This is a genomic window from Velazquezella soli (genome assembly GCF_977018685.1).
On sequence record NZ_CDRNXF010000004.1, the window covers coordinates 448,290 to 473,635 of the forward strand.

Genomic DNA, 25,346 nt, shown 5'->3' on the forward strand with positions numbered 1-25,346 from the left:
GCCTGCCCCTCCCCCTTGCAGGCGTGCTCGTGAACAGCTATTTTCCCAGCCATCTCATCTCGTGGCATGTGTGTAATCGTCTGTCCTACCCGGTTTCTTCCGCGGTAGCGAATTTCACCGACACGCCTGTTTCCCCAAAAAATTCTGAATATGGTCCCCTCTTCATGGCTGAAATGAAGCTTCAAGAACTCAAGAGCAAATCGCCGACCGATTTGCTGACATTCGCCGAATCGCTGGAGGTGGAAAACGCCAGCACCATGCGCAAGCAGGAATTGATGTTTGCGATTCTCAAGATCCTGGCCAGCCAGGATGTCGAGATCATCGGCGAAGGTGTCGTTGAAGTTCTGCAGGATGGCTTCGGATTTCTCCGTTCGGCCAACGCCAATTACCTGCCTGGCCCCGATGATATCTACATCTCTCCCTCGCAGATCCGCCGCTTCTCGCTGAAGACCGGCGACACCGTCGAGGGACCGATCCGCGGGCCGAAGGAAGGCGAGCGCTATTTCGCGCTGCTGAAGGTCAACACGATCAACTTCGACGACCCGGAAAAAATTCGCCACAAGGTGCATTTCGACAATCTGACGCCGCTCTACCCGAATGAGCGCTTCAAGATGGAACTCGACGTCCCGACGTCGAAGGACAATTCGGCGCGCGTGATCGATCTCGTCGCACCGCTCGGCAAGGGCCAGCGCGGCCTGATCGTCGCACCGCCGCGCACGGGTAAGACCGTTCTCTTGCAGAACATCGCGCATTCGATCACGGCAAATCACCCCGAGTGCTATCTCATCGTTCTCCTGATCGACGAGCGGCCGGAAGAAGTGACGGACATGCAGCGCTCGGTGAAGGGCGAAGTTGTTTCCTCGACCTTCGACGAACCCGCCATCCGCCACGTTCAGGTGGCTGAAATGGTCATCGAAAAGGCGAAACGTCTGGTCGAACACGGGCGCGATGTCGTCATTCTGCTCGACTCCATCACCCGTCTTGGCCGCGCCTACAACACGGTCGTTCCGTCATCCGGCAAGGTTCTGACCGGTGGTGTGGACGCCAACGCCCTGCAGCGCCCGAAGCGGTTCTTCGGTGCCGCTCGTAACATCGAAGAAGGCGGCTCGCTGACCATCATCGCTACGGCGCTGATCGATACGGGCAGCCGTATGGACGAAGTCATCTTCGAAGAGTTCAAGGGGACCGGCAACTCGGAAATCGTGCTCGACCGAAAGGTTGCCGACAAGCGCATCTTCCCAGCCATGGATATTCTGAAATCCGGCACGCGCAAGGAAGACCTTCTCGTCCAGCGCCAAGACCTGCAGAAGATCTTTGTTCTCCGTCGAATTCTCGCGCCGATGGGAACGACGGATGCAATCGAGTTCCTGATCGACAAGCTGAAGCAGACCAAGAGCAACAGCGACTTCTTCGACTCGATGAACACCTGATCCTTAGCCGGATTCACTGCTACCGAGAGGCGCCCGTCGTAAAGACGGGCGCTTTCGAGTTTCTGGGACACAGTCCGAAAGCCGCACCATGAACCCTGATACGATCTTTGCCCTTTCGAGTGGAGCACTGCCCGCAGGTCTCGCCGTTATCAGGCTAAGCGGCAACCAAGCCTTCACCGCGGCTGAGACTCTTGCTGGTCGTTTAGCGACAGACCGTAAAGCATCGCTTAGAACGATTCGCGACCGAAACGGCGCGATCATAGATCAGGGACTGGTGGTCGGCTTCCCGGGGCCAAACTCGTTTACGGGAGAAGACTGCGTTGAACTGCATGTGCATGGCAGCCGCGCCGTTGTTTCAGCTCTCATCCTAGAGCTCGAGCAAATTGACGGACTGAGGTTGGCTGAGGCGGGAGAGTTTTCAAGGCGAGCGTTTGAGAACGGCAAGCTGGATCTGGTCGAGATTGAAGGTCTTGCAGATCTCATCTCTGCCGAAACGGAAATGCAACGCCGTCTTGCGGTGGAGCAAAGCTTTGGCGGCCAGTCAGCGCTCTATATCGACTGGGCTGAGCGCCTGACGCGGTCGCGTGCTCTGATCGAGGCCGAGCTGGATTTCGCTGATGAGGACGACGTGCCGGGTTCCGTATCTGAGCGGGTCTGGAGCGAGGTGGGCCAGATTTATCTGGAACTTCTCCAGCATCTGGAAACCGCAAAGTCTGGCGAGATCATCCGGGATGGCTACAAGATCGTCATCGCCGGGCCTCCGAACGCGGGCAAAAGCAGCCTTTTGAACGCGCTTGCGAACCGGGATGTGGCGATTGTGACGGAACGTGCAGGCACGACCCGGGATATCCTGCATGTCGATCTCGACATGTCGGGTTATCTCGTCCGGTTCTTCGATACGGCTGGCCTGCGGGAAAGCGACGACATTGTTGAAGTCGAAGGGATCCGTCGGGCCCGTGTTGCGATCGAGCAAGCCGACATGATTCTCGCTCTCAATGAGATCGATTCGCCGGCGTTACAAAACCATGAGTTCAGTCAGACTAACGTCTTGACTGTCGGAACGAAGCTGGATGCGCACGCACCTTCGGACGACTTCGACCTTTGCATCTCAACAAAAACTGGCGACGGGCTCGAGCTCCTAAGGGAGACCATCCTCCGAAAGATCACGGCGCTGTGGACCGGTTCGCTGGTTCCGAACAGAGCTCGGCAAGTCGACGCACTGAAAGATGCTTCCAATTTTATTGCAGAGGCGTTAAACGGCACGGAACTTGACTTGAGAGCCGAAAGCCTTCGAGCAGCCGCATCCGCCTTAGGGCGCATTACGGGCCGCGTCGATGTCGAGCAGTTGCTGGATGTTATCTTCTCGCAGTTCTGTATCGGAAAATGATTCACGTGAAACACTCGGCTGACGTGGGACAATGAATATGGACAAAAATTTCGATGTCATCGTCATTGGTGGCGGTCATGCGGGTTGCGAGGCCGCGAGTGCTGCAGCGCGGATGGGCGCGAGGACAGCCCTGATCACCCACAAACGCGAAACGATTGGTGTCATGTCCTGCAATCCCGCGATTGGCGGGCTGGGCAAAGGTCACCTCGTGCGCGAGGTCGATGCGCTTGATGGTCTGATGGGCCGCGTCGCAGACGTTTCTGGAATCCAGTTCCGTTTGCTCAACCGGAAAAAGGGTCCCGCCGTTCGTGGTCCCCGTACGCAGGCCGACCGGCGCCTTTACCGTGAAGCGATGCAGAAGGAAATGTTCAATCACCTGAACCTCACTGTTATTGAGGGTGACGCATTCGACCTCATCACGGACACTGGTCGAGTGTCAGCTGTCATCCTGAAGGATGGCCGTCGATTCGGATGCGGAACGGCTGTACTCACGACCGGTACGTTCCTTCGCGGGCTTATTCATATCGGGCAGGAAAAGATACCGGCCGGTCGGGTGGGTGAGGAACCATCGCTCGGGCTATCAGCGACGCTTCTTGGACTTGGCGTTGCCCTGGGGCGCCTGAAAACCGGCACACCGGCACGGCTTGATGGGCGGACCATCGCCTGGGACCAGCTTGACAAGCAGGAAGCCGATGAGCAGCCAGTTCCATTCTCGTTCATGACCGATAAAATCGTAACGCCGCAAATCAGCTGTGGAGTGACCCGCACGAACGAGGCGACCCATCGGATCATCTCCGACAACATCCACCTGTCCGCAATGTATTCCGGCCAGATCGAGGGCGTGGGCCCGCGTTATTGTCCGTCGATCGAAGACAAGATCGTGCGGTTCGGTGAGCGTGACGGGCACCAGATCTTCCTAGAGCCCGAAGGGCTTGATGATAAAACTGTTTATCCAAACGGAATATCCACGTCCCTGCCCGCATCAGTCCAGGAAGCTTTCATTCGCACTATCCCGGGCCTTGAGCAGGTCGAGATAATTCAGCCCGGCTATGCAATCGAATACGACTATGTTGACCCGCGGGAATTGACACCCACGCTGGAAGTCAAGAAATTGCCAGGGCTGTTCCTGGCTGGCCAGATCAACGGCACGACGGGTTACGAGGAAGCTGCGGCGCAAGGGATGGTCGCCGGCCTTTCAGCAGCGATCACGGCTTCGGGCGGCCAGCCGGAGCCGATCAGTCGTGCCGAATCCTATATCGGTGTCATGGTCGATGACCTCACGTCGAAGGGCGTGACGGAACCTTATCGGATGTTTACATCACGTGCAGAATACCGCCTTTCGCTACGAGCCGACAATGCCGATATCAGGCTGACTCAAAAGGGCATTGAACTGGGCTGCGTGGGCACTGATCGTGCAGCGAAGTTCGCGGCCTACTCCAAAGCAGTCGACGAAACCCGTGCAATGCTGAAATCGCTCTCGCTGACGCCTAAACAGGGTGCAGCGCACGGATTGTCCCTCAATCAGGACGGCCAGCGGCGTACGGCGTACGAACTGCTCGCCTACCCCAACCAATCGATGGCTGGTCTGGCCGATGTCTGGGAGGAACTCCACGGGGTCAATCCAAAGGTAGCGGAAGCTCTCGAGATCGAATCCACCTACTCTGTCTACATGAACAGACAGGCTGCAGATATTGGCTCAACGATCCGCGATGAGTCAAAAACCATCCCCCTGTCCTTCGATTATTCTACAGTGCCCGGTCTCTCAAACGAGCTACGAATAAAGCTCGCGAAGCATCAGCCCAGCAATATGGCGCAGGCCGCAAAAGTTGACGGTATGACGCCGGCAGCGTTGGCACTTATTCTTGCGCTTGTAAAAAAAGAAGCCGCGGTCGCGGATCGCGTAAAACGAGTCTCGGCATGATGTTAAACGGCAGAAGTGTTTCACGTGAAACGCAGGAGAGGCTTGAGCATTTTGCTACGCTCTTCTCCAAGTGGGCGAAAACAATCAACCTTGTCGCTCCCTCGACCCTGAACGAGATTTGGCAGCGCCATATCGCTGATAGTGCGCAAATCTTTCAACTATCCCCGGGGCCATCAAAATGGATCGATCTTGGCTCGGGCGGTGGCTTTCCAGGAATCGTGACCTCGATTTTCCTTGCCGAGCTTGAAGATGGTTGGGTTCACTTGGTCGAAAGCAACCATAAAAAGGCTGCTTTCCTCCGTGTCGCTCTAAACGAAACCGGAGCTCGGGGTTCGGTTCACCCTCTCCGGATCGAGCAGGCGGCACATGAGTTGCCTGAATGCCAGCGCGTTTCCGCTCGCGCTCTGGCTGATCTTGACCAACTTCTATCCTATTCCTCCGATTGGATGGTCGAGACGGAAGCCAGAGGCTTCTTCCACAAAGGCCGGGATTATCGCCGTGAAGTCAGCGAAGCCCGTAGTCGCTGGGATTTCGATCTGCTAGAACACCAAAGCGTTGTCGAGCAGGACTCGGTTATTCTTGAGATCAGCAACCTCCGACGCAAGGACCCGTAAAGTCAGGTGCGATATGTTCGAGAAGAACCGTATTATTACCATCGCTAATCAAAAAGGCGGCGTCGGTAAGACGACGACAGCAATCAACCTGGCAACGGCGCTCGCCGCAATCGGCGAAAATGTCCTCATCATCGACCTTGATCCGCAGGGAAACGCCAGCACTGGCCTCGGTATTAACCGCAAGGATCGCGTTCATTCGTCTTATGACGTGCTGATGGGCGAAAGCGATATTAGCGAAACTGCCGTTCCGACTGCTGTTCCGAACCTGTCCATCGTTCCCTCCACCATGGATCTTCTTGGTTTCGAGATGGAGATTTCGCAGGCCACGGACCGCGCTTTCCGGTTAAAGCGGGCGCTGGATACTGATGTAGCGCGTGCATACTCTTATATCCTCGTCGACTGCCCACCCTCTTTCAATCTGCTGACGATGAATGCGATGGCCGCAGCGCATTCGGTGCTCGTACCTCTGCAGTGCGAGTTCTTTGCGCTCGAGGGTTTGAGCCAGCTCCTCGAAACGGTTGACCAGGTTCGCCGGACGGTCAATCCGCTGCTTGATATCCAGGGCATCGTTCTGACGATGTTCGATGCGCGTAACAATCTGGCCCAACAGGTCGTCAGCGACGTCAGGACATATCTCGGTGATAAGGTGTACCACACGCTGATTCCGCGCAACGTTCGGGTATCCGAAGCGCCTTCATATGGTAAGCCGGCTATTCTTTACGATCTGAAATGCGCCGGGAGCCAGGCCTACCTTCAGCTCGCCTCCGAGGTGATCCAGCGGGAACGTCGGCGCAAGGCGGCTTGAAACCCTTCTTTGATTACACGAAATAACAGGTGACAGGATGAACGAAGATCCCTCGAAAAGGCGGCTGGGCCGCGGGCTTGCTGCGCTTATCGGTGAGATGGATCAGCCTGTGCAGGTCAATGCACCTGCGAAAAACGTCAATCCAGACCGTATGGTGCCGATCGAGCATGTTTCGCGCAGTCCGAAAAACCCCAGGCGCCATTTCGATGAGGCGGAGCTGCAGGATCTCGCCAGCTCGATCAGGCAGCATGGCATTGTCCAGCCGGTCGTTGTTCGGACAGTCGACGGTCGCCTTGAGATCATTGCCGGTGAGCGGCGGTGGCGTGCAGCGCAACTGGCGGGACTGACTGAGATCCCAGTCATCGTCCGCGACGTAGACGATCGGACCGCACTTGAAATCGCAATCGTTGAAAACGTTCAGCGGTCCGACCTCAATCCGCTCGAAGAGGCGCTCGGTTACGAGCAGTTGATTGCCGAACATGGCTATACCCAAAACGATCTGGGTGAAATCATCGGCAAGAGCCGCAGTCACGTCGCAAACAGCCTTCGCCTTCTGAAATTGCCGGACCCGGTTCGCGACATGCTGTCTGCCGGAAGCCTTTCGGCTGGTCACGCGCGTGCCTTGATCACCACGTCTGATCCCTCGTCCCTCGCGCGCACGATCGTGTCCAAAGGCATGTCGGTGCGCGATGCAGAGCGGCTTGCGCAAAACGATATCAAGTCCCAGGGGATGCCCCAGCTTGAAACCAAGTCGGTCGAAAAAGATTCCGATACGCTGGCCTTGGAGCGCACGTTGACCGATGCTCTCGGATTGGATGTGAAGATCAATCACCGCGGGGGCAGCGGCCAGGTTCGGATCAACTACCGCAATCTCGAGCAGCTTGAAGAGGTTTGCCGGTTGCTGGAGCGCCGCGGTTAGCGCCTTCCCAGATCGTCATCAGCGATATCGCGACGACTGTATCGCGATTGCCATCAGGCTGTGGAAGGCGATGCTGGGCTCGAGACTTTGTCTTTGCCGGGACTGGAGGACGGCCGCCTGCAGGCGCTCGGTTTCCCGGGCAAGTGCCGGCGCGGTCCAGGATCGCAGCGCCTTTTCGATAATCGGCTTGCGCTTGAAATGGATATGCCGACCGAGCGTCATCATGACCTGTGCGGCCTGCAGCTTCTTGTCGTCCATTTCCGCCCGCATCACATCCAGCAACTGGAACTGTCTGAGGCAGGATTGCAGGATCAGGAAGATCGGCGTCTTGGATACAAGCACCTTCTGGAAAGCGCGCTGAAGAGACGCCACGTCTCCGGAGAGAATGGCGTCGACGGCCTCGTCCGCGGAGACGCTGCTCGCATCGCCGATGATTTCATCGACGTGATCTTCGGTAACAGTCCCCGCACCGCGACAATAGAGCGCCAGCTTCTTCACCTCATTGCGGGATGCGATTCGATCGCCGCCGAGAAGCTCCATCAGGCGCTGGCGGGCAGCGCCGCTGATGGTGAGGCCTTCGGCCGACAGTTCCGTATCGATCAGGCCAGCAAGCGCGCGTGCATCGTCCGCATAGCAGGGAATGACGGCGATGGAGCGGACCGGCTCCACCACCTTGCGAAGGCCGCTGCCCTTCTTCAGGTCACCAGCCTCGATGATTAAGATATTGGCGGGAGGCTCATCCTTGGCGAGCGCCTGCATGGCATCCAGCAGCGGCTTCTCGTTCATTGCGCCACGGAGCCAAACCAGCTTGGCGCCGCCGAAAAGGCCAAGTGAGTTGACCTCATCGAGAAGACGGCCGGGATCTCCCTGCAGATCGGACACATCAAGTTTGAGCATCGCGAATGGGTCGTCCTGCGCGACACCGGTCTTGGCTGCGATCTGCGCAGCCCGCTCGGAAACGAGCCCGCGATCGGGTCCATAGATGACGAAGATCTTGTAGAGGCCGACCGACTTGTCAAGAAACCGGTCGAACTCGTGGGATTTTATTTCTGCCATACGGGAGGCGACTGGGGCTCGCGGGCAAGGGCAATGGCGATCTCACCACGCAGGAACTCGGCCGTCTCGCGGGCAGCACGGTTTTCAGCGTCGCGGATTGCCCGCAGTTTTGCAAAGCTCTGTCCCGGGACATCGATCAAGGCGACGACTTCGCGCTTGGCCGATTTCAGGATCTTGCTGTCGCTGATACGGGTCAGCGTATAGGTGACATCCACCTGAACGCGGCCGGCAACAGGGATGTTGCTGACAGACACGGTGTCATCGTCGCTGGTAAGGTCGAGAATGCTCGAGGCGGAGCTCGTGGCCGTCATTTTCACTTCGTAGAGCGGATGCGCCGTCTCGCCTGCACCATGACCGGTGAGGAAGACGAGATTGTTGCGGATCACCTGCTCGATACGGGTCTTCGGATCCGCAAACTCCACGGATGCGAGCTTCTGACCGGTGCCTTCCTGTTCGGAATAGAGAGGCCGTGCCTGGCATCCCGCCAGAAGGGCAAGGCCGGCGATGCCAAGTGCGATGCCAAAGCGGCGGAATGAACGATCAGGCAACAATGTTCACGATCCTCTGTGGGACGACGATGATCTTCTTCGGTGGCTTGCCACCGAGAGCGGCTTTTACCACGTCGAGTGCGAGGGCTGCAGCCTCGACGGCAGTTTGATCCGCGTCGCGCGCGATTGTCAATTCGGCGCGCTTCTTGCCGTTGATCTGGACCGGCATCGTGACGTCGTTTTCGACGACGAGTGCCTGGTCGAACTGTGGCCATGCGGTTCTCGATACCATCTCGCCATTGCCGAGCACGGCCCAGCATTCCTCGGCCAGATGCGGCGTCATTGGCGCGACGATCTGGATCAGGATTTCCGAGGCGTTGCGAACAGCGGCACGGTAGGCGGCGTCGCCATTGCCGGCTGCAACATCGGTCAGCGGCGCTGCAAGCGCGTTGACCAGTTCGTAGATCCGGGCCACGGCCTTGTTGAAGGACAGCTTGTCGAGATCGCCCTGCACGGCCTGCAGCGTCTTATGGGCAAGCTGCGAGATTGCCAGTCCATCGCCATCCTTAGCCGGAGTCGGATCGACCGTTTTGAGGTTTTCGGCAGCTTCAGAAATCAGGCGCCACAGGCGCTGGGTGAAGCGGTAGGCGCCTTCGACACCGGCTTCCGACCAGATCACGTCGCGATCCGGCGGGCTGTCGGACAGAACGAAGAAGCGGGCCGTATCGGCGCCGTAGGATGCGATGATGTCATCGGGATCGACGACATTCTTTTTCGACTTCGACATTTTTTCGATCGAGCCGATGGTGACGTCGGCGCCGCTTGTCAGCAGCGTCGCGGTACGCTTGCCGTCGACTTCCTCGATACGGATATCGGCAGGAGCAACCCATTCACCGTTTTGGCCGGACTCGCCGAGACGGTAGGTTTCGTGCACGACCATGCCCTGCGTGAACAGGCCCTTGAACGGTTCCTTCACCGCCACGTGGCCGGTCTCGCGCATGGCGCGGGTGAAGAAGCGCGAATAGAGCAGATGCAGGATGGCGTGCTCGATGCCGCCGATATACTGATCGACCGGCAGCCAGTGATCGGCAACGGCCGGGTTGGTCGGCTCGTTCAGCCAAGGGGCTGTGAAGCGCGTGAAATACCAGCTGGAATCGACAAACGTATCCATCGTGTCCGTCTCGCGACGGGCATCGTGGCCGCATTTCGGGCAGCTGACATGGCGCCAGGTCGGGTGGCGGTCGAGCGGGTTGCCCGGCAGGTCGAAGGTGACGTCGTCGGGCAACTGCACCGGCAGGTCCTTCTTCGGCACCGGCACGACGCCGCAGACTTCGCAATGGATGACAGGGATCGGGCAACCCCAGTAGCGCTGGCGGGAAATGCCCCAATCGCGCAGGCGGAAGTTCACCTTGCGCTCGCCCTGCGGTGCATTGCCGAGCGTCTGTTCGGACAGCCTATCGGCAATGATCTGAAACGCTTCGTCGGTGCTCTTGCCGTCCAGGAAGCGGGAATTGATCATCACGCCGTCGTCGACAAAGGCGGTGTCGCCGATCTCGAACGTTGCGGCATCACCACCTTCAGGCATCACGACGGCAACGACCGGCAGATTGTATTTGCGCGCGAAATCCAGGTCGCGCTGGTCGCCGGCCGGGCAGCCGAAGATGGCGCCTGTGCCGTATTCCATCAGGACGAAGTTCGCGACATAGACCGGCAGTTCCCACGAGGGATCGAGCGGATGCTTGACGCGGACGCCTGTGTCGATGCCCTTTTTCTCGGCCGTTTCCAGCGCAGCGAGAGACGTGCCCTGCCGCCGGCATTCCTCGGCGAAGGATTCGATCTCAGGGTTGTTCGCAGCCGCGGCCTTCGCCAGCGGATGGTCGGCAGCGATGGCCAGGAACGATGCGCCGAACAGCGTGTCGGGACGGGTCGTATAGACCGTCACGTCCTTGTCGACGCCGGCGGGTGCGGTGTCCGCCACGATTTCCCAGCGCAGGCTCATGCCTTCCGAGCGGCCGATCCAGTTCTTCTGCATCAGGCGGACCTTTTCAGGCCACTGGTCCAGGTTATCCAGCTCGTCGAGCAGATCCTGGCTGAAATCGGTGATCTTGAAGAACCACTGCACGAGCTCGCGCTGCTCGACCAGCGCGCCCGAACGCCAGCCGCGACCGTCGATCACCTGCTCGTTGGCCAGAACCGTCTGGTCGACCGGATCCCAGTTGACCTTGGATTGCTTGCGATAGACCAGGCCCTTTTCCATCATGTCGAGGAAGAGGTGCTGCTGTTGCTGGTAATATTCCACGTCGCAGGTGGCGAACTCGCGCGACCAGTCCAGCGAAAGGCCCATCGCCTTCAGCTGCTTCTTCATGGATTCGATGTTCTGGTAGGTCCAGGCCTTGGGATGGGTCTTGTTGTCACGCGCGGCGTTTTCGGCCGGCATGCCGAACGCGTCCCAGCCCATGGGATGCAGAACGTTGAAGCCGCGGGCGCGCTTGTAGCGGGCAACCACGTCACCCATCGCATAATTGCGCACGTGACCCATGTGAATGCGGCCGGACGGATAGGGGAACATCTCGAGGACGTAATACTTTTCCCGCGGATCGGCATTGTCGGTTTCGAAAACCTTCGCCTCGTTCCAGGTCTGCTGCCAACGGGGCTCGGCATCGCGCGGGTTGTAACGTTCAGTCGCCATCTGGATGATATTCCGGGAAATCAGGATATAGGAGTCGGGCAGACCTTCACCATGAATGGCCGCAAGCGTCAAGTTTTTGAGGCCTGACACGTGCCAAACTTTGATGGGACATGCCCTTGGCAGAGCCTCATATGGGCTTTAATCGCTTGCATCACAAGAATAGCGAAAGGTGACGGACAATGAGCGTCGAAGAACGGCTCCAGGAAGTCAGGACAAGGATCGGCAAGGCGGAAGAGACGGCCAATCGCTCCGCGGGCTCTGTCTCGCTCGTCGCTGTCTCCAAGACATTCGATGCCGGTGACATTAGGCCGGTCATCGCGTCGGGCCAGCGTGTGTTCGGCGAAAACCGGGTGCAGGAGAGTCAGGGCAAGTGGCCGGAGCTCAAGGCGGAGACGCCGGGCATCACGCTGCATCTGATCGGTCCGCTGCAATCCAACAAGGCGGCCGATGCGGTGGCTCTGTTCGACGTGATCGAGACGGTGGACCGCGAGAAGATTGCACGAGCCCTGGCAGACGAAATGGCTAAGCAGGGCAAGTCGCCGAAGCTCTATGTGCAGGTGAATACCGGACTCGAACCGCAAAAGGCAGGCATCGAGCCGAAAGAGACGGTGGCGTTCGTCGCGCTTTGCCGAAACGAACTGGGGCTCGCCGTCGAAGGGCTGATGTGCATTCCGCCGGCGGATGAAAATCCGGGACCGCATTTCGCGCTTCTGGCCAAGCTTGCCAAAGAATGCGGCGTGGACAAGCTTTCCATGGGCATGTCCGGCGATTTCGAGACGGCGGTGGAATTTGGCGCCACCAGCGTGCGAGTCGGTTCGGCAATCTTCGGCGCGCGCTGAAGTCTAACCCGTTGGTCGGGCTTCCCGCCCGATCGTCCCTCCCCTACACTCGCCCGATCAGGCTATGCGGTTGTGTTGGGAGGTACAGATGCAAAGCCAATATTTCGACGTTTACAGCAGCTGGGAAAACAACCCAGAGGCCTTCTGGAAGTCCGCGTCAGAGGCGATCGACTGGTTCAAAGAACCGGACGCGGTCTTTGATGCCAATGCCGGTGTCTATGGTCGGTGGTTCGTCGGGGGTGAAACCAACACCTGCTACAATTGCCTCGACCGCCACGTCGCGGCAGGCAACGGCGATCGGCTCGCCTTTATCCACGACAGCGCGATGACCGGTGCGCAACGGTCCTTCACCTATGCCGAGGTTCTGGCGGAGGTGAAGGCGATTGCAACTGTCATGCGCGATCTCGGCGTCGGTTACGGCGACCGGGTCGTCATCTACATGCCGATGGTGCCGGAAGCGATCTTCTCGATGCTCGCCTGCGCGCGGATCGGTGCTGTGCATTCCGTGGTGTTCGGCGGTTTCGCGGCACAGGAACTGGCAGCACGTCTCAACGATTCACAGGCGAAACTCGTTATCTCCGCGAGCTGCGGACTGGAGCCCGGTCGGGTCGTCGCCTACAAGCCGCTGCTCGACAAGGCAATCGAGCTCGCAACCGTGAAGCCGGAGCACTGCCTCATCGTGCAGAGGCCGGAATTGCAAGCCCAGCTCAGGCCGGAAAAGGGCGAGCTAGACTTTGCCGATCTGGTCGGCAAGGCGCTTGGGCGGGATATCGAATGCGTGGCGGTCAAATCAACCGATCCGCTCTACATTCTCTACACATCCGGTACGACGGGAAAGCCAAAGGGCGTGGTGCGCGACAACGGCGGTTACATGGTGGCGCTCGCCTGGAGTATGCCGAATATTTTCGGGATCAAGCCGGGCGAGGTGTTCTGGACCGCGTCCGATATCGGCTGGGTGGTCGGTCACTCCTATATCGTTTACGCGCCGCTGCTTGCCGGCAATACCAGCGTCATCTTCGAGGGAAAGCCGGTGGGAACGCCGGATGCAGGGACCTTCTGGCGCGTCATCGCCGACCATGACGTCAAGGTGTTCTTTACGGCGCCAACGGCGTTCCGCGCTATCCGCCGCGAAGACCCGGACGGCGAACTCATGGCGCATTACGATCTCAAGGGTCTGCGTGCTCTTTTTCTGGCGGGCGAAAGGGCGGATCCGGAAACGCTGAAATGGGCGGAGCAGAAACTGAAAGTGCCGGTGATCGACCACTGGTGGCAGACGGAGACCGGCTGGCCGATCGCCGCCAATCCGCTGGGCCTGGGGCTGATGCCGTTCAAGCACGGATCTCCCACACGACCGATGCCCGGCTACGCCATCGATGTTCTTGATGATTCCGGACTGCCGGTGCCGGCGGGGACGCTCGGTAACCTCGCCATCCGGCTGCCGCTGCCGCCCGGATGCCTGCCGACCTTCTGGAGCGCAGATGAGCGTTTCCGCGAGACCTGTCTCAGCACCTTCCCTGGGTACTATACGACCGCAGATGCAGGCGTGATCGACGAGGACGGCTACGTCTTCGTGATGGCGCGCACGGATGACATCATCAACTGCGCCGGGCATCGCCTTTCGACCGGCTCGATGGAAGAGGTCTGTGCGAAACATCCTGATGTGGCGGAATGCGCCGTGATCGGCATCAGCGATACGGTGAAGGGGCAGATCCCCTGCGGCTTCCTTGTCCTAAAGCACAATGTTTCACGGGAAACGGATAAGATCTCGTCGGAAGTCGCAGAAATGGTGCGCTCGGAGATCGGCCCGGTTGCGGCGTTCAAGACGGTCATGATTGTGCCGAAACTGCCCAAAACACGCTCGGGCAAAATCCTGCGGGGCACGATGCAGAAAATCGCGGACGGGATGCCCTGGACCATGCCGGCAACGATCGAGGATCCGGGCGCACTGGATGCGGTGACAGCCGCGCTCACCGCGAAAGGCTATGGAGGGGGCATGTGGGCTGTATCGCGCACAGGCGACACCTAGGCTGGCGACTGAGCGCCCAAATAAAAAGCCCCGGGCTGTGGCCCAGGGCTTTCGTAAAATCGTATCTCGAAGATCGCGGCTTAGAAGCGGCCGTCGTCTTCTTCGTCGTCGTCCTTGCGGGTCGACTTGAGGGAGGAAAGCTTGGCGAACACGGCGTTCGCATCGATTTCCTTTTCCTTCTCTTCTTCGCGTTCGCTGCGGAAACCGCCGAAGCCGATGTTTTCGGCTTCTGCAGCCGGCTGCAGGGATGCACCGAGTTCGGCAGCGGTGGGCAGCGGGCGACCCTTCGAGGCCTTCTCGACTTCAAGGTCGAGATCGATCTGGCTGCAAAGGCCGAGCGTGACCGGGTCCATCGGCGCCAGGTTTGCGGCGTTCCAGTGGGTGCGCTCGCGGATCTGTTCGATGGTCGACTTGGTGGTGCCGACGAGGCGCGAAATCTGCGCGTCCTTCAGTTCTGCGTGATTGCGCACCAGCCAGAGAATGGCGTTGGGGCGATCCTGGCGTTTGGAGACCGGCGTGTAACGCGGGCCGCGGCGCTTGGATTCGGGAACGCGAACCTTCGGCTCGGAAAGCTTGAGCTTGTAGTTGATGTCTTTTTCAGCGCGCTCGATCTCGTCCCGCGACAGCTGGCCGGTGGCGATCGGGTCGAGGCCCTTGATACCCTGCGCTGCTTCGCCGTCTGCAATCGCCTTCACCTCAAGCGGGTGAAGTTTGCAGAACTGGGCGATCTGGTCGAACGAAAGCGCGGTGTTGTCGACGAGCCAGACGGCTGTCGCTTTCGGCATGAGCAGTGTTTGAGCCATAGATATAGTTCCTCTGTCCGTCCGCGCCGGTGTCGCGGGCGTGGGTATCAACCACAATTTCCGGGAATTTATTGCCCTATATTCGATTTGCGTCGGAATTGCAAATCGTCCAGCACCTTACCCTTTGTCTAATTGCGGCCCATGTTCCAAGTGTTAGATATGGGTCAAAGCAGGGAGGAGCACATGTCCGAAAAAATCTATCCGGTCGAAAAAGCCACCAAGGCAAAGGCGCTCATCGACAAGGACAAGTATGACAAGTGGTATGAGGAAAGCATTGAAAACCCGGACAAGTTCTGGGGCAAGCATGGCAAGCGGATCGACTGGTTCAAGCCTTTCGCCAAGGTGAAAAACACGTCGTTCAAGGGAAAGGTCTCGATCAAATGGTTCGAGGATGGCCAGACCAACGTTTCCTATAATTGCATCGATCGGCACCTGAAGACGCATGGCGAGCGAACTGCGATCATCTGGGAAGGTGACAACCCGTATATCGACAAGAAGATCACCTACAACCAGCTCTACGATCAGGTCTGCCGCATGGCGAACGTGCTGAAGAAGCACGGCGTCAAGAAGGGCGACCGTGTCACGATCTACATGCCGATGATCCCGGAGGCAGCCTATGCGATGCTGGCCTGCGCCCGTATCGGTGCGGTGCATTCCGTCGTGTTCGGCGGATTTTCGCCGGAAGCGCTGGCCGGCCGCATCATCGACTGCCAGTCGACATTCGTGATCACCTGTGACGAGGGCGTGCGCGGCGGCAAACCGGTGCCGCTCAAGGAAAATACCGATACCGCTATCCGCATCGCGGCCAAGCAGTATGTCACGGTCAACAAGGTTCTAGTGGTGCGTCGCACCGGCGGCAAGACGAACTGGGCGCCCGGCCGTGACCTTTGGTATCACCAGGAAATCGCCACCGTGAAGGAGCATTGCGAACCGGTGAAGATGAAGGCGGAAGACCCGCTGTTCATCCTCTACACGTCCGGTTCCACCGGAAAGCCGAAGGGCGTTCTGCACACGACCGGCGGCTATCTGGTCTATGCGGCGATGACGCATGAATACACGTTCGATTACCATGACGGGGATATCTACTGGTGCACGGCCGATGTGGGCTGGGTGACCGGGCATTCGTATCTCGTCTACGGGCCGCTGGCGAACTGCGCGACAACGCTGATGTTCGAAGGCGTGCCGAACTTCCCCGATCAGGGCCGGTTCTGGGAAATCGTCGACAAGCACAAGGTCAACATCTTTTACACGGCGCCGACAGCGATCCGTTCGCTGATGGGCGCCGGCGACGAGTTCGTGACGCGGTCGTCGCGGGCCAGCCTGCGGTTACTCGGAACGGTCGGCGAGCCGATCAATCCGGAGGCCTGGAACTGGTATCACGAAGTGGTCGGCAACAAGCGCTGCCCGATCGTCGATACCTGGTGGCAGACGGAAACCGGCGGCCACATGATCACGCCGCTGCCGGGTGCCACAGCGCTCAAGCCGGGTTCGGCGACGAAACCCTTCTTCGGCGTGCAGCCGCAGCTGGTGGACAATGAAGGCAATGTTCTCGAAGGGGCTGCCGACGGCAATCTCTGCATCATCGACAGCTGGCCGGGCCAGATGCGCACGCTCTACGGCGATCACGACCGCTTCGTCGAGGCCTACTTCACCACCTACAAGGGCAAGTACTTTACCGGCGACGGCTGCCGGCGTGACGAGGACGGCTATTACTGGATCACGGGCCGCGTCGACGACGTGCTCAACGTCTCCGGCCATCGTCTCGGCACGGCGGAAGTGGAATCGGCGCTGGTGTCGCACAATCTCGTGTCGGAGGCGGCCGTGGTCGGCTATCCGCACAACATCAAGGGCCAGGGCATCTACTGCTACGTGACGCTGATGGCCGGCAACGAGGGCACGGAAGAGCTTCGCCAGCAACTGGTCAAGCATGTGCGCCAGGAGATCGGCCCGATCGCGGCACCGGACAAGATCCAGTTCTCGCCCGGCCTGCCCAAGACCCGATCCGGCAAGATCATGCGGCGTATTCTGCGCAAGATTGCCGAGGACGACTTTGGCGCGCTTGGGGATACGTCGACACTCGCGGATCCAGGCGTTGTGGACGATTTGATCGCCAACCGGCAGAACAGGGCGGAGTGATCCGACAACTTGCGTGGGGTGTCAGCGATGGCATCCCACGCATTTCTCCGCCATCAAACGAATTTCTGCGTATTAGTCCAAGCGGCCAATACAGGCTCAGTCACCACAGACCTGCGCCATTTTGCGGCCGCCGTCATAGGGTTGAACCAGTCCTGCCAGAAGCAGGTCCGAGCCGGCGCTGCGGCCATCCGGCAGCACGACGTCGGCGACGATGCGGCCGAAATATTTGTCTCCGGTAATGTTGACGAGCTGGATCGTGGCGGACGCCTGCGTCAGTGCCTCCAGGGCCTGGCGTGCATTGCCACCGGCTTGACGGACAGATCCGCACTTCGACTTGAGCTCAGGTGCATCGATGCCGCGGATGCGGACATAGACTTCCACCCTCTGCTGCGGCCAAGGCCGTGCCTCGACCAGGATCGTATCGCCATCGATGACGCGTAGGATCTTGGCAGCAACAGGTCCCGAGATTTCTTCGCGCGCTGTCGCCTCAGCCGCAGGGGCTCCGAGGAGAACAGCAATGAGCACGAGATATCTGACCATGAAAGGAATAAATTCCGATCATTGAGCGAAGTCAATAGGAATATTTGCTTACCGCTTTACCGCTCAGAAATCGATGGCGCGGCCGTTGATTTCCCAGTCGCCGAAGCGGGCGGGATCGGCGCCGCCGCGGCCGCCGAATTCTTCCGGCGTGGCCGTCTGCGAGGCTGCCTGCCGGCGCTCCTCGGCTTCCTTCAGCGCGCGCTGGGCGGCCGGCGAGAGCGGTTTGCTCGGGGCTGCGGTCTCAATCTGAGTTTCGCTATTGTCGTTGTCGGGCGTCTGCATTTCATTCACCGGATGGTTTATTGAAAGTCTGAGCGAATTCACCACATTATAGGGCGTTCTCAGGATTTCGAAAAGCCTAGACGGTCGAATTGGCAACGGGAGATATGACGATGAATGTGATGCGCACCGCCATGCTTCTGGCCTTCATGACGGCCTTGTTCATGGGCATCGGTTTCCTGATCGGCGGCAAGGGCGGGATGATGATCGCGCTGGTGATTGCCGCCGGCATGAACCTGTTTTCCTACTGGAACTCCGACAAGATGGTGCTGTCTGCCTATCATGCGCAGGAGGTCGATGCCCGTTCGGCGCCGGAGTTTTACCTGATGGTGCAGTCTCTCGCGGCCAACGCGGGCCTGCCGATGCCGAAGGTCTATATCTACGATAACCCGCAGCCGAATGCGTTTGCGACCGGCCGGAATCCGGAAAATGCTGCCGTGGCCGCCTCGACGGGTCTGTTGCAAAGCCTGACGCATGACGAAGTCGCCGGCGTCATGGCGCATGAGCTCGCGCATGTGCAAAACCGCGACACGCTGATCATGACGATCACAGCGACGCTCGCCGGCGCGATTTCCATGCTGGGCAATTTTGCGTTTCTGTTCGGCGGCAATCGCGGAAACAACAGCAATCCGTTCGGTTTTATCGGTGTGATCGTCGCCATGGTTGTTGCGCCGTTTGCGGCGATGCTGGTGCAGATGGCGATCAGCCGGACACGCGAATATTCGGCCGACCGTCGCGGCGCCGAGATCTGCGGCAAGCCGCTGGCGCTGGCTTCCGCACTCTCCAAGATAGCCGGCACAGCGCGTCAGGTTCCGAATTACGAAGCAGAGCGCAACCCGGCGACGGCGCATATGTTCATCATCAACCCGCTTTCGGGCGAGCGGATGGATAACCTGTTCTCGACCCATCCGAATACGGACAACCGGATCGCAGCACTTCAGCAGATGGCCGGTGAGTTCCGGGGGGACATCGGCGGCGGTGGCTCGACGGGGCAGTCTTCGGCTGCTAGACCGCAGCGAAGCGCGCGCTCCGTTCCGAATTCCGGCTCCGACAGCCGGTGGGGCCGCAGTTCGAACGAACCGCCCAAGGGTCCATGGTCTTGAACGACAAGAAAAACAATAAGCCTTCCAGATCAACTGGCGCGCGGGAAAACCCGACATCCCATGCGCCAGGCTCTCGCCCAGACGCCGGACCGGCAAAGCCGGGGCTCGAAGTCCGCGTGACAGCGGCCAAGCTTTTGTCGGCGGCCATCGACAAGAAGATTTCGCTCGATGGCATGCTCGACCTGTCCCACGGCAACCCGGCCTACAAGGCATTGGGCGATGCTGACCGGGCCCTGACGCGCGCCATCCTGACCACCGCCCTTCGCCATCTGACCCGGCTCGAAGCGGCGATTTCGTCCATGATCGATACGCCGCTGCCGCACGGGGCAAAATCCCTGCATCATGTTCTGGTGGTTGCGGCCGCGCAGATCCTCCATCTCGACGTCCCCTCGCATGCGGCGGTCGACTTGGCCGTCGAGCAGGCCAATCGCGATCCGCGCAACCGTCGCTTTGCCAAGCTGGTGAATGCCGTTCTGCGCCGCATGGTGCGCGAAAAGGAAGAGATCCTCGCGGCCACCGCTTCGGTGTCGCCGGTACCGGATTGGTTCCGCAAGCGTCTGGTTGCCGCCTACGGCGAGACCGAGGCCGACAAGATTGCCGAAGCGCAGCTGACGCCGGCCGCCATCGATCTGACAGTAAAGAGCGATGCCAAGGGCTGGGCCGAAAAGCTCGGCGGCAAGCTGTTGCCAACAGGCAGCATCCGCCTGCAGGCTTTCCAGGGATCCGTGACCGGTCTCGAGGGTTTCGAGGACGGTGAATGGTGGGTGCAGGACGTTGCCGCATCCATTCCGGCACAGTTGTTCGGTGACCTCACGGGCAAGCGTATCGCGGATCTCTGTGCGGCGCCCGGCGGCAAGACGGCGCAGCTGGTTGTGGCCGGCGCGCACGTGATTGCCGTCGAGCAATCCGCCAACCGGCTGGCGCGGCTGAAGGAAAACCTGGCACGGCTCGGTCTCGAAGCGGAGCTTTCGAGCGGCGATCTGTTCGAATTCAAGCCGGACGAGTTGCTCGATGGCGTGCTGCTCGATGCACCCTGCTCGTCCACCGGCACCACCCGCCGCCATCCCGATGTGCTCTGGACCAAGGGACCCGAGGATATCGGCAAGCTTGCCGTGCTGCAGGAACGCATGCTGCGGCATGCGGTGACGCTGGTAAAACCGGGCGGGCTCATCGTGTTTTCGAACTGCTCGCTCGATCCGCTGGAGGGCGAAAAGCTGGTGGCCAAGGTTCTGGCGGATACGCCGACACTGGAACGCCAGCCGGTCAGCCCGAGCGATTGGCCGGGTCTGGAATCTGCGGTTTCAGATCTCGGTGAATTCCGCACCACGCCCGCCATGCTGCCGGGCGATGAGACCTTTGCCGGTGGCATGGATGGCTTCTTCGCGAGCGTGCTTCGCGTCAGGTAAGTCTTTATTCACTATAACCTTACATAGTTTCGGTTGATCCATAATCGATTCCGGGCGCTCGGGGAGAGCACCCGGCCCTGCGGAGAATATCTCAAGTGACGATGCGGCTTGCCGATCGCCGAAGGATTCTTGCCTTCGGCATGCGGGAGATCTGGCGACGCATGTGTCGCCGGTCCGCCGGCATGCGCCTTGCTCTGACACCGCTGCCGGTGCCGGACAGGCTGATCGTTGCGCCAACCGACCTGCGATCGATCGATCCCTTCATTGCCGAGGAAATTCTCGAAGGACGCTATCCGCTGGCCGGCCGCGTTCTCGAAACCTTCGGTCATTCGCCGTTCCAGGTCGAGCTTCCGTCCAAGGCGTTAGCCGAGCGGCTGCATTCGTTTGCCTGGTTGCGGCATGTTCGCGCCAACAAGACGGAAGAAGCCTGCGACCACGCCCGTGACGTGGTGGCGGACTGGATCACGCTGCATGGCCGTCGCCAGAGGGGCATCGGCTGGGAACCGAGCGTGGTGGCCGAGCGGGTGGTCGCGTGGCTGTCCCACTCGACCGTCCTCTTGCAGGGCGCGGAGGCCGGCTTCTATCGTCGCTTCATGAAGAGCCTGGCGTTTCAGGTTCGCTACCTGCGCAAGATCGCCGGCTGCATTCCCGCCGACGAGACCCGGCTTCGCATTCGTATCGCACTCGCCATGGCATCGGTTTCCATGCCTACACGCGCGGCCTTCATCCGCCGCGAAGGTGCGCGGCTCGACCGTGAACTGGAATTCCAGATCCTGGCCGATGGCGGCCATCTCTCGCGCAATCCGCGCTCGATGCTCGATGCGCTGCTCGACCTTCTGCCGCTGCGGCAGACCTATATCAATCTCGGCCACGATCTGCCGCAAAAGCTGATCCCGACGATCGACCGGATCTATCCGGCGCTGCGCTTCTTCCGGCACCAGGATGGTGATCTGGCGCTGTTCAACGGTGCGACGGCTACACCGGCAAGCGAACTGATGTCGGTCCTGCGGTATGACGAAAGCGGTGGCAAGCCGTTCAAGGCGCTGCCGCATATGAACTATCACCGGCTGACGGCCGAGGACACGACGCTGATCGTCGATACCGGCTGGTCGGAGCCGGAATTCTCGCGTACGGCGCATGCCGGTTGCCTTGCCTTCGAGCTCTCGTCGGGCCGCAACAGGTTCATCGTCAACTCAGGCTCACCGAAATTTTCCGGGCGCGGCCACCGCAAGATGGCGCGCTCGACGGCGGCGCATTCGACGCTCACCCTATCGGAGACGTCATCGAGCCGGATCGCCAAGTCGAAGCTTGCTGGCCCCATCCTGCTTCCCGGCGTCTCAGATGTCACGATCGACCGACGCGACGATGCGCATGGCAACGACTGGCTGCGGGCGACCCATGACGGGTATCTCAAGGAGTTCGGCTATCTCTACCACCGCGAGATCGGCCTCAACACGACCGGCAACAAGATCAAGGGCCATGACCGGCTGTTCGTGCCTGATGGCGAGGCGCCGGGCGACGAAAGACTGGTGGCCGTGGTTCGCTTCCACATCCATCCGGCCATCCGGCTGGTGCGGCGCGACCCCGAAAGCGTCGTGATGCAGGCGAGTGACGGCGAGAAATGGCTTTTTTCGGCGCCGGGTCTCGAGGTCATGATCGACGAGGACATCTTCTTTGCGGATGTTTCCGGCCCTCGCCCGAGCCAGCAGCTGGCGATCGAATTCACCCTGCCCGAGGTCACCGAAATCCGCTGGATGCTGCGGCGCGCCGACTAGCCATTCTTGGAATAGGGTTTCCCTGAAGGGGTAGCTGTGCTAACCGGCGGCCAATCCCTTTTAGCCCTTTCGTGGCACCCTCTTTCAGGAGAGACCGATGGCCGTCGCATCCAAGAAAATCCCAGCGCCCGACCGCGTCAAGATCCGCACAGCGCTTCTTTCCGTGTCCGACAAGGCCGGCATCATCGAGCTCGCCAAAGCGCTGACCGAGCAGGGTGTGAAGCTCTTGTCCACCGGTGGCACGCACAAGGCGATCGCCGCCGCGGGTCTTGCCGTCACCGACGTCTCAGAAGTCACGGGCTTTCCTGAGATCATGGACGGTCGCGTCAAGACGCTGCATCCGACGGTGCATGGCGGCCTTCTCGCCATCCGCGACGACGAGGAGCATGTCGCGGCGATGCAGAAACACGGCATCGAGAGCATCGATCTTTCGGTCATCAATCTCTATCCGTTCGAGGAAGTGCGCGCAGCAGGCGGCGACTATCCGACGACGGTCGAGAATATCGATATCGGCGGCCCGGCGATGATCCGTGCGTCCGCCAAGAACCATGCCTATGTCACGATCGTCACCGATCCCTCCGACTACCCTGCCTTGATAGAAGCACTGCAGGCAAACGGCGGCGAGACGGACTATGCGTTTCGCCAGAAGCTTGCCGCCAAGGCCTATGCCCGCACCGCAGCCTATGACACGGCGATCTCCAACTGGTTCGCCGAAGCGCTCGAAATCGAGACGCCGAGCTATCGGACGATCGGCGGCGTGCTGAAGGAAGCCATGCGCTACGGCGAGAACCCGCACCAGAGCGCCGGCTTCTACGTGACCGGCGAGAACCGCCCCGGCGTTGCCACGGCGGTGCTGCTGCAGGGCAAGCAACTGTCCTACAATAACATCAACGATACCGATGGCGCCTTCGAGTTGATCGGCGAATTTGCGGCCAATCAGGGACCGGCTTGTGCCATCATCAAGCATGCCAACCCCTGCGGCGTCGCCACCGGCTCGACGCTGAAGGACGCCTATCTGCGGGCGCTGGCCTGCGACAGCACGTCTGCCTTCGGCGGCATCATCGCGCTCAACCAGCTGCTCGACGCCGAGACAGCGGAAGAGATCGTCAAGCTGTTTACCGAAGTGATCATCGCACCTGAGGTGTCCGACGAGGCGAAGGCGATCATCGCTTCCAAGAAGAACCTTCGTCTTCTGGTGACCGGTGGCCTGCCTGATCCCCGTTCGCGCGGCATTACGGCAAAGACCGTCGCCGGCGGCCTTCTGGTGCAAAGCCGCGACAGCGGTGTCATCGAGGATGTCGATCTGAAGGTCGTGACCAAGCGCGCACCGACGCCGACCGAGCTTGAAGACATGAAGTTTGCCTACAAGGTGGCAAAGCACGTCAAGTCCAACGCCATCGTCTATGCGAAGGACGGCCAGACGGCAGGCATCGGCGCTGGCCAGATGAGCCGCATCGATTCCGCCCGTATTGCCGGCCTCAAGGCCGAAGATGCGGCGAAGGCGATGGGCTGGGCCGAGCCGATGACCAAGGGGTCAGCGGTCGCTTCGGAAGCCTTCTTCCCGTTTGCCGATGGTCTGCTTTCGGCGATTGCTGCCGGCGCAACCGCTGTCATCCAGCCCGGCGGGTCGATGCGCGATGCGGAAGTGATTGCGGCCGCCGATGAGCATGGTGTGGCGATGGTGTTTACCGGCATGCGGCACTTCCGGCACTAATCCGAGCCGAAAACTTTCTATCCGGCCGATCTGTCGGCCGGATAGGGCACGGTCAGAAGCAGGATAAGGCCGGTGCCGAGAAAGACTGTCAGCGTCGCCATACCAAGATGGGCCGAGCCCGTTGCATAGGTGACGATGGAAAATGACAGCGTTGCGAGAAAGCTCGTGGCGCGTCCAGACAGCGCGTAGATGCCGAAATAGCGGCCGGCCTCCGACACATCGATGCTGCGGGCAAGGTATGACCGCGACGAGGCCTGGACCGGGCCGAAGGCGGCGCCGATCAATAGCCCGAATAGAATATAGGCCTTTTCCGCCGAGGTGCCGAACATTCCGCCTGTGTCCTCGATGGACAGGGGCATCAGGCCGAAGAAGACTTCGCCCGGGCTTGTGGAAACAATGCCGAGCGTTGCGATCAGCAGCAGGACGAGACTTGTAACCACCACCGTCTTTGATCCGAGCACCCGATCGAGGACCCCGGCGGCGATACAGCCGAAGATCGCCACGACATTCAGGATGATGCCGTAGATGCCGATCTCGATCGTCGCCCAGCCGAACATGGCCGCCGCAAACGTGCCGCCCAGAATGATCAGGCCGTTGACGCCATCCTGGTAAAGCATGCGTGCAATCAGGAAACGGATGATGCCCGGGCGTTGCTTGAGCTCACGCAAGGTGCCTGCAAGTTCACGGAAGCCGGAGCCGACGGCCTTTGCGAGAGGCAGGCCTTTCGGGGCGTCCGGCGTGAAGAGGAACATCGGCAAGATGAATAGAAGATACCAGATCGCCGCGATCGGGCCGGTGATGCGGGCGTCCTCGCCGAGCGCCGGATCAAGACCGAACAGCGGCGGAATGCCGATCAGCGTCAGACCCGTTTCCGGATTGGCGGCGAGCAGGGCTACGACCGCGATCAGCACGGTCATGCCGCCGAGATAACCCAGACCCCAGGCGATATTCGAAACCCGGCCGATATCGGCCTTGGATACGAGGCGCGGCATCATGGAATCGTTGAAGACGATGGAAAACTCCGCCGCGATCGAGGCAAGGATGATGCAGGTAACCGGCAGGGTGAGCGGCGAGCCGGGAGCGGCCTGCCAGAGCAGGGCGAGGCTTGCGATCTTGATCAGTGCAAAGCTTGCGATCCATGGCTTTCGGGCACCCGACTGATCGGCGATCGATCCCAGGATCGGAGACAGGATGGCGATGACGACGGAGGATGCCGTCGCCATGTTGCTCCAGGTGGTCTGAGCGGAGATCGGGTCGTCGGTCAGGCGCGCGACGAAATACGGGCCGAAAATGAAGGTGATGACAACCGTGAAGAACGGCTGTGCCGCCCAGTCGAACAGCATCCAGCCCCAGATGCCGCGCCGGCCTGGTTTGGCCGGCGCCTCGTCAATTCCTGTCTCGGCCATCTTCTTCCCC

20 protein-coding genes are annotated in these 25,346 nt (G+C 60.1%); 13 read left to right on the plus strand and 7 right to left on the minus strand.

Going from position 1 to position 25,346, the window contains the following annotated elements:
* Positions 1-164: 164 nt before the first annotated feature.
* The 6 genes from rho (at position 165) to AC0JZ8_RS05845 (ending at position 7,076) form a co-directional block, all read left to right on the plus strand.
* On the plus strand, positions 165-1,430 hold the full coding sequence (gene rho / locus AC0JZ8_RS05820) for a transcription termination factor Rho (RefSeq protein ID WP_092665173.1): 1,266 nt from the start codon (positions 165-167) through the stop codon (positions 1,428-1,430).
* A gap of 88 nt (positions 1,431-1,518) precedes the next feature.
* Positions 1,519-2,817 carry a tRNA uridine-5-carboxymethylaminomethyl(34) synthesis GTPase MnmE gene (mnmE, locus tag AC0JZ8_RS05825; RefSeq protein WP_471892023.1) on the plus strand — a complete coding sequence of 433 codons (1,299 nt, stop codon included), beginning with the start codon at positions 1,519-1,521 and terminating at the stop codon, positions 2,815-2,817.
* 37 nt (positions 2,818-2,854) lie between these two features.
* The gene (mnmG, locus tag AC0JZ8_RS05830; RefSeq protein WP_471892024.1) at positions 2,855-4,738 is read left to right on the plus strand and encodes a tRNA uridine-5-carboxymethylaminomethyl(34) synthesis enzyme MnmG; all 1,884 of its coding nucleotides are present in this window, start codon (positions 2,855-2,857) and stop codon (positions 4,736-4,738) included.
* Entirely contained in the window at positions 4,735-5,352 is a 618-nt protein-coding gene (rsmG, locus tag AC0JZ8_RS05835; RefSeq protein WP_184655569.1) for a 16S rRNA (guanine(527)-N(7))-methyltransferase RsmG, read from the plus strand. Before mnmG ends, rsmG begins: the two co-directional genes overlap by 4 nt.
* 13 nt (positions 5,353-5,365) lie before the next feature.
* Entirely contained in the window at positions 5,366-6,157 is a 792-nt protein-coding gene (locus tag AC0JZ8_RS05840; protein ID WP_062577083.1) for a ParA family protein, read from the plus strand.
* Positions 6,158-6,194: 37 nt separating this feature from the next.
* On the plus strand, positions 6,195-7,076 hold the full coding sequence (locus tag AC0JZ8_RS05845; RefSeq protein WP_174197310.1) for a ParB/RepB/Spo0J family partition protein: 882 nt from the start codon (positions 6,195-6,197) through the stop codon (positions 7,074-7,076).
* A gap of 18 nt (positions 7,077-7,094) precedes the next feature.
* Here AC0JZ8_RS05845 and holA read toward each other — a convergent pair whose 3' ends face one another.
* Genes holA through leuS form a run of 3 tightly spaced genes read right to left on the minus strand, consistent with a single transcriptional unit; the run spans position 7,095 to position 11,309 of the window.
* A complete protein-coding gene (gene holA, locus AC0JZ8_RS05850) occupies positions 7,095-8,132 on the minus strand; it encodes a DNA polymerase III subunit delta (RefSeq protein WP_113167256.1) in 1,038 nt (345 codons plus the stop codon).
* On the minus strand, positions 8,120-8,680 hold the full coding sequence (locus AC0JZ8_RS05855) for a hypothetical protein (protein WP_371816224.1): 561 nt from the start codon (positions 8,678-8,680) through the stop codon (positions 8,120-8,122). The genes holA and AC0JZ8_RS05855 overlap by 13 nt, the downstream gene beginning before the upstream one ends.
* On the minus strand, positions 8,673-11,309 hold the full coding sequence (leuS, locus tag AC0JZ8_RS05860; protein ID WP_471892025.1) for a leucine--tRNA ligase: 2,637 nt from the start codon (positions 11,307-11,309) through the stop codon (positions 8,673-8,675). Before leuS ends, AC0JZ8_RS05855 begins: the two co-directional genes overlap by 8 nt.
* Before the next feature lie 179 nt (positions 11,310-11,488).
* Between leuS and AC0JZ8_RS05865 the strand changes: the two genes are divergently transcribed.
* A complete protein-coding gene (locus AC0JZ8_RS05865; protein WP_062462862.1) occupies positions 11,489-12,148 on the plus strand; it encodes a YggS family pyridoxal phosphate-dependent enzyme in 660 nt (219 codons plus the stop codon).
* A gap of 88 nt (positions 12,149-12,236) precedes the next feature.
* On the plus strand, positions 12,237-14,174 hold the full coding sequence (locus AC0JZ8_RS05870) for a propionyl-CoA synthetase (RefSeq protein ID WP_471892026.1): 1,938 nt from the start codon (positions 12,237-12,239) through the stop codon (positions 14,172-14,174).
* A gap of 80 nt (positions 14,175-14,254) precedes the next feature.
* On the opposite strand, the gene AC0JZ8_RS05875 is transcribed toward AC0JZ8_RS05870, so the two are convergent.
* Entirely contained in the window at positions 14,255-14,977 is a 723-nt protein-coding gene (locus tag AC0JZ8_RS05875; protein WP_062462856.1) for a DUF1013 domain-containing protein, read from the minus strand.
* 183 nt (positions 14,978-15,160) lie between these two features.
* Between AC0JZ8_RS05875 and acs the strand changes: the two genes are divergently transcribed.
* Positions 15,161-17,113 carry an acetate--CoA ligase gene (gene acs, locus AC0JZ8_RS05880; RefSeq protein WP_471892027.1) on the plus strand — a complete coding sequence of 651 codons (1,953 nt, stop codon included), beginning with the start codon at positions 15,161-15,163 and terminating at the stop codon, positions 17,111-17,113.
* 96 nt (positions 17,114-17,209) lie between these two features.
* On the opposite strand, the gene AC0JZ8_RS05885 is transcribed toward acs, so the two are convergent.
* Entirely contained in the window at positions 17,210-17,653 is a 444-nt protein-coding gene (locus AC0JZ8_RS05885) for a thermonuclease family protein (protein WP_174197305.1), read from the minus strand.
* Between the two features lie 63 nt (positions 17,654-17,716).
* A complete protein-coding gene (locus tag AC0JZ8_RS05890; protein ID WP_471892028.1) occupies positions 17,717-17,935 on the minus strand; it encodes a DUF1674 domain-containing protein in 219 nt (72 codons plus the stop codon).
* 110 nt (positions 17,936-18,045) lie between these two features.
* On the opposite strand from AC0JZ8_RS05890, the gene htpX reads away from it, so the two are divergent.
* From htpX to purH, 4 genes are all read left to right on the plus strand, one after another.
* Positions 18,046-19,035 (plus strand): zinc metalloprotease HtpX, encoded by a 990-nt coding sequence (gene htpX / locus AC0JZ8_RS05895; RefSeq protein WP_113110011.1) that lies wholly within the window; start codon positions 18,046-18,048, stop codon positions 19,033-19,035.
* A complete protein-coding gene (locus tag AC0JZ8_RS05900) occupies positions 19,026-20,441 on the plus strand; it encodes an RsmB/NOP family class I SAM-dependent RNA methyltransferase (protein WP_471892029.1) in 1,416 nt (471 codons plus the stop codon). Before htpX ends, AC0JZ8_RS05900 begins: the two co-directional genes overlap by 10 nt.
* Positions 20,442-20,542: 101 nt before the next feature.
* On the plus strand, positions 20,543-22,216 hold the full coding sequence (locus AC0JZ8_RS05905; protein ID WP_471893331.1) for a heparinase II/III family protein: 1,674 nt from the start codon (positions 20,543-20,545) through the stop codon (positions 22,214-22,216).
* A 97-nt stretch (positions 22,217-22,313) separates the two neighbouring features.
* Positions 22,314-23,930 carry a bifunctional phosphoribosylaminoimidazolecarboxamide formyltransferase/IMP cyclohydrolase gene (gene purH, locus AC0JZ8_RS05910; RefSeq protein WP_471892030.1) on the plus strand — a complete coding sequence of 539 codons (1,617 nt, stop codon included), beginning with the start codon at positions 22,314-22,316 and terminating at the stop codon, positions 23,928-23,930.
* 17 nt (positions 23,931-23,947) lie between these two features.
* Here purH and AC0JZ8_RS05915 read toward each other — a convergent pair whose 3' ends face one another.
* Complete coding sequence (locus tag AC0JZ8_RS05915) at positions 23,948-25,336, minus strand: MFS transporter (protein ID WP_471892031.1); 1,389 nt, start codon at positions 25,334-25,336, stop codon at positions 23,948-23,950.
* Positions 25,337-25,346 lie beyond the last annotated feature (10 nt).

What these genes read in the sequence shown, in the direction of transcription:
- rho (WP_092665173.1), top strand. Translation starts at nt 165, where the DNA reads ATGGCTGAAATGAAGCTTCAAGAACTCAAGAGCAAATCGCCGACCGAT.
- mnmE (WP_471892023.1), top strand. Translation starts at nt 1,519, where the DNA reads ATGAACCCTGATACGATCTTTGCCCTTTCGAGTGGAGCACTGCCCGCA.
- mnmG (WP_471892024.1), top strand. Translation starts at nt 2,855, where the DNA reads ATGGACAAAAATTTCGATGTCATCGTCATTGGTGGCGGTCATGCGGGT.
- rsmG (WP_184655569.1), top strand. Translation starts at nt 4,735, where the DNA reads ATGATGTTAAACGGCAGAAGTGTTTCACGTGAAACGCAGGAGAGGCTT.
- AC0JZ8_RS05840 (WP_062577083.1), top strand. Translation starts at nt 5,366, where the DNA reads ATGTTCGAGAAGAACCGTATTATTACCATCGCTAATCAAAAAGGCGGC.
- AC0JZ8_RS05845 (WP_174197310.1), top strand. Translation starts at nt 6,195, where the DNA reads ATGAACGAAGATCCCTCGAAAAGGCGGCTGGGCCGCGGGCTTGCTGCG.
- holA (WP_113167256.1), bottom strand. Translation starts at nt 8,132, where the DNA reads ATGGCAGAAATAAAATCCCACGAGTTCGACCGGTTTCTTGACAAGTCG.
- leuS (WP_471892025.1), bottom strand. Translation starts at nt 11,309, where the DNA reads ATGGCGACTGAACGTTACAACCCGCGCGATGCCGAGCCCCGTTGGCAG.
- AC0JZ8_RS05865 (WP_062462862.1), top strand. Translation starts at nt 11,489, where the DNA reads ATGAGCGTCGAAGAACGGCTCCAGGAAGTCAGGACAAGGATCGGCAAG.
- AC0JZ8_RS05870 (WP_471892026.1), top strand. Translation starts at nt 12,237, where the DNA reads ATGCAAAGCCAATATTTCGACGTTTACAGCAGCTGGGAAAACAACCCA.
- AC0JZ8_RS05875 (WP_062462856.1), bottom strand. Translation starts at nt 14,977, where the DNA reads ATGGCTCAAACACTGCTCATGCCGAAAGCGACAGCCGTCTGGCTCGTC.
- acs (WP_471892027.1), top strand. Translation starts at nt 15,161, where the DNA reads ATGTCCGAAAAAATCTATCCGGTCGAAAAAGCCACCAAGGCAAAGGCG.
- AC0JZ8_RS05885 (WP_174197305.1), bottom strand. Translation starts at nt 17,653, where the DNA reads ATGGTCAGATATCTCGTGCTCATTGCTGTTCTCCTCGGAGCCCCTGCG.
- AC0JZ8_RS05890 (WP_471892028.1), bottom strand. Translation starts at nt 17,935, where the DNA reads ATGCAGACGCCCGACAACGACAATAGCGAAACTCAGATTGAGACCGCA.
- htpX (WP_113110011.1), top strand. Translation starts at nt 18,046, where the DNA reads ATGAATGTGATGCGCACCGCCATGCTTCTGGCCTTCATGACGGCCTTG.
- AC0JZ8_RS05900 (WP_471892029.1), top strand. Translation starts at nt 19,026, where the DNA reads ATGGTCTTGAACGACAAGAAAAACAATAAGCCTTCCAGATCAACTGGC.
- AC0JZ8_RS05905 (WP_471893331.1), top strand. Translation starts at nt 20,543, where the DNA reads ATGCGGCTTGCCGATCGCCGAAGGATTCTTGCCTTCGGCATGCGGGAG.
- purH (WP_471892030.1), top strand. Translation starts at nt 22,314, where the DNA reads ATGGCCGTCGCATCCAAGAAAATCCCAGCGCCCGACCGCGTCAAGATC.
- AC0JZ8_RS05915 (WP_471892031.1), bottom strand. Translation starts at nt 25,336, where the DNA reads ATGGCCGAGACAGGAATTGACGAGGCGCCGGCCAAACCAGGCCGGCGC.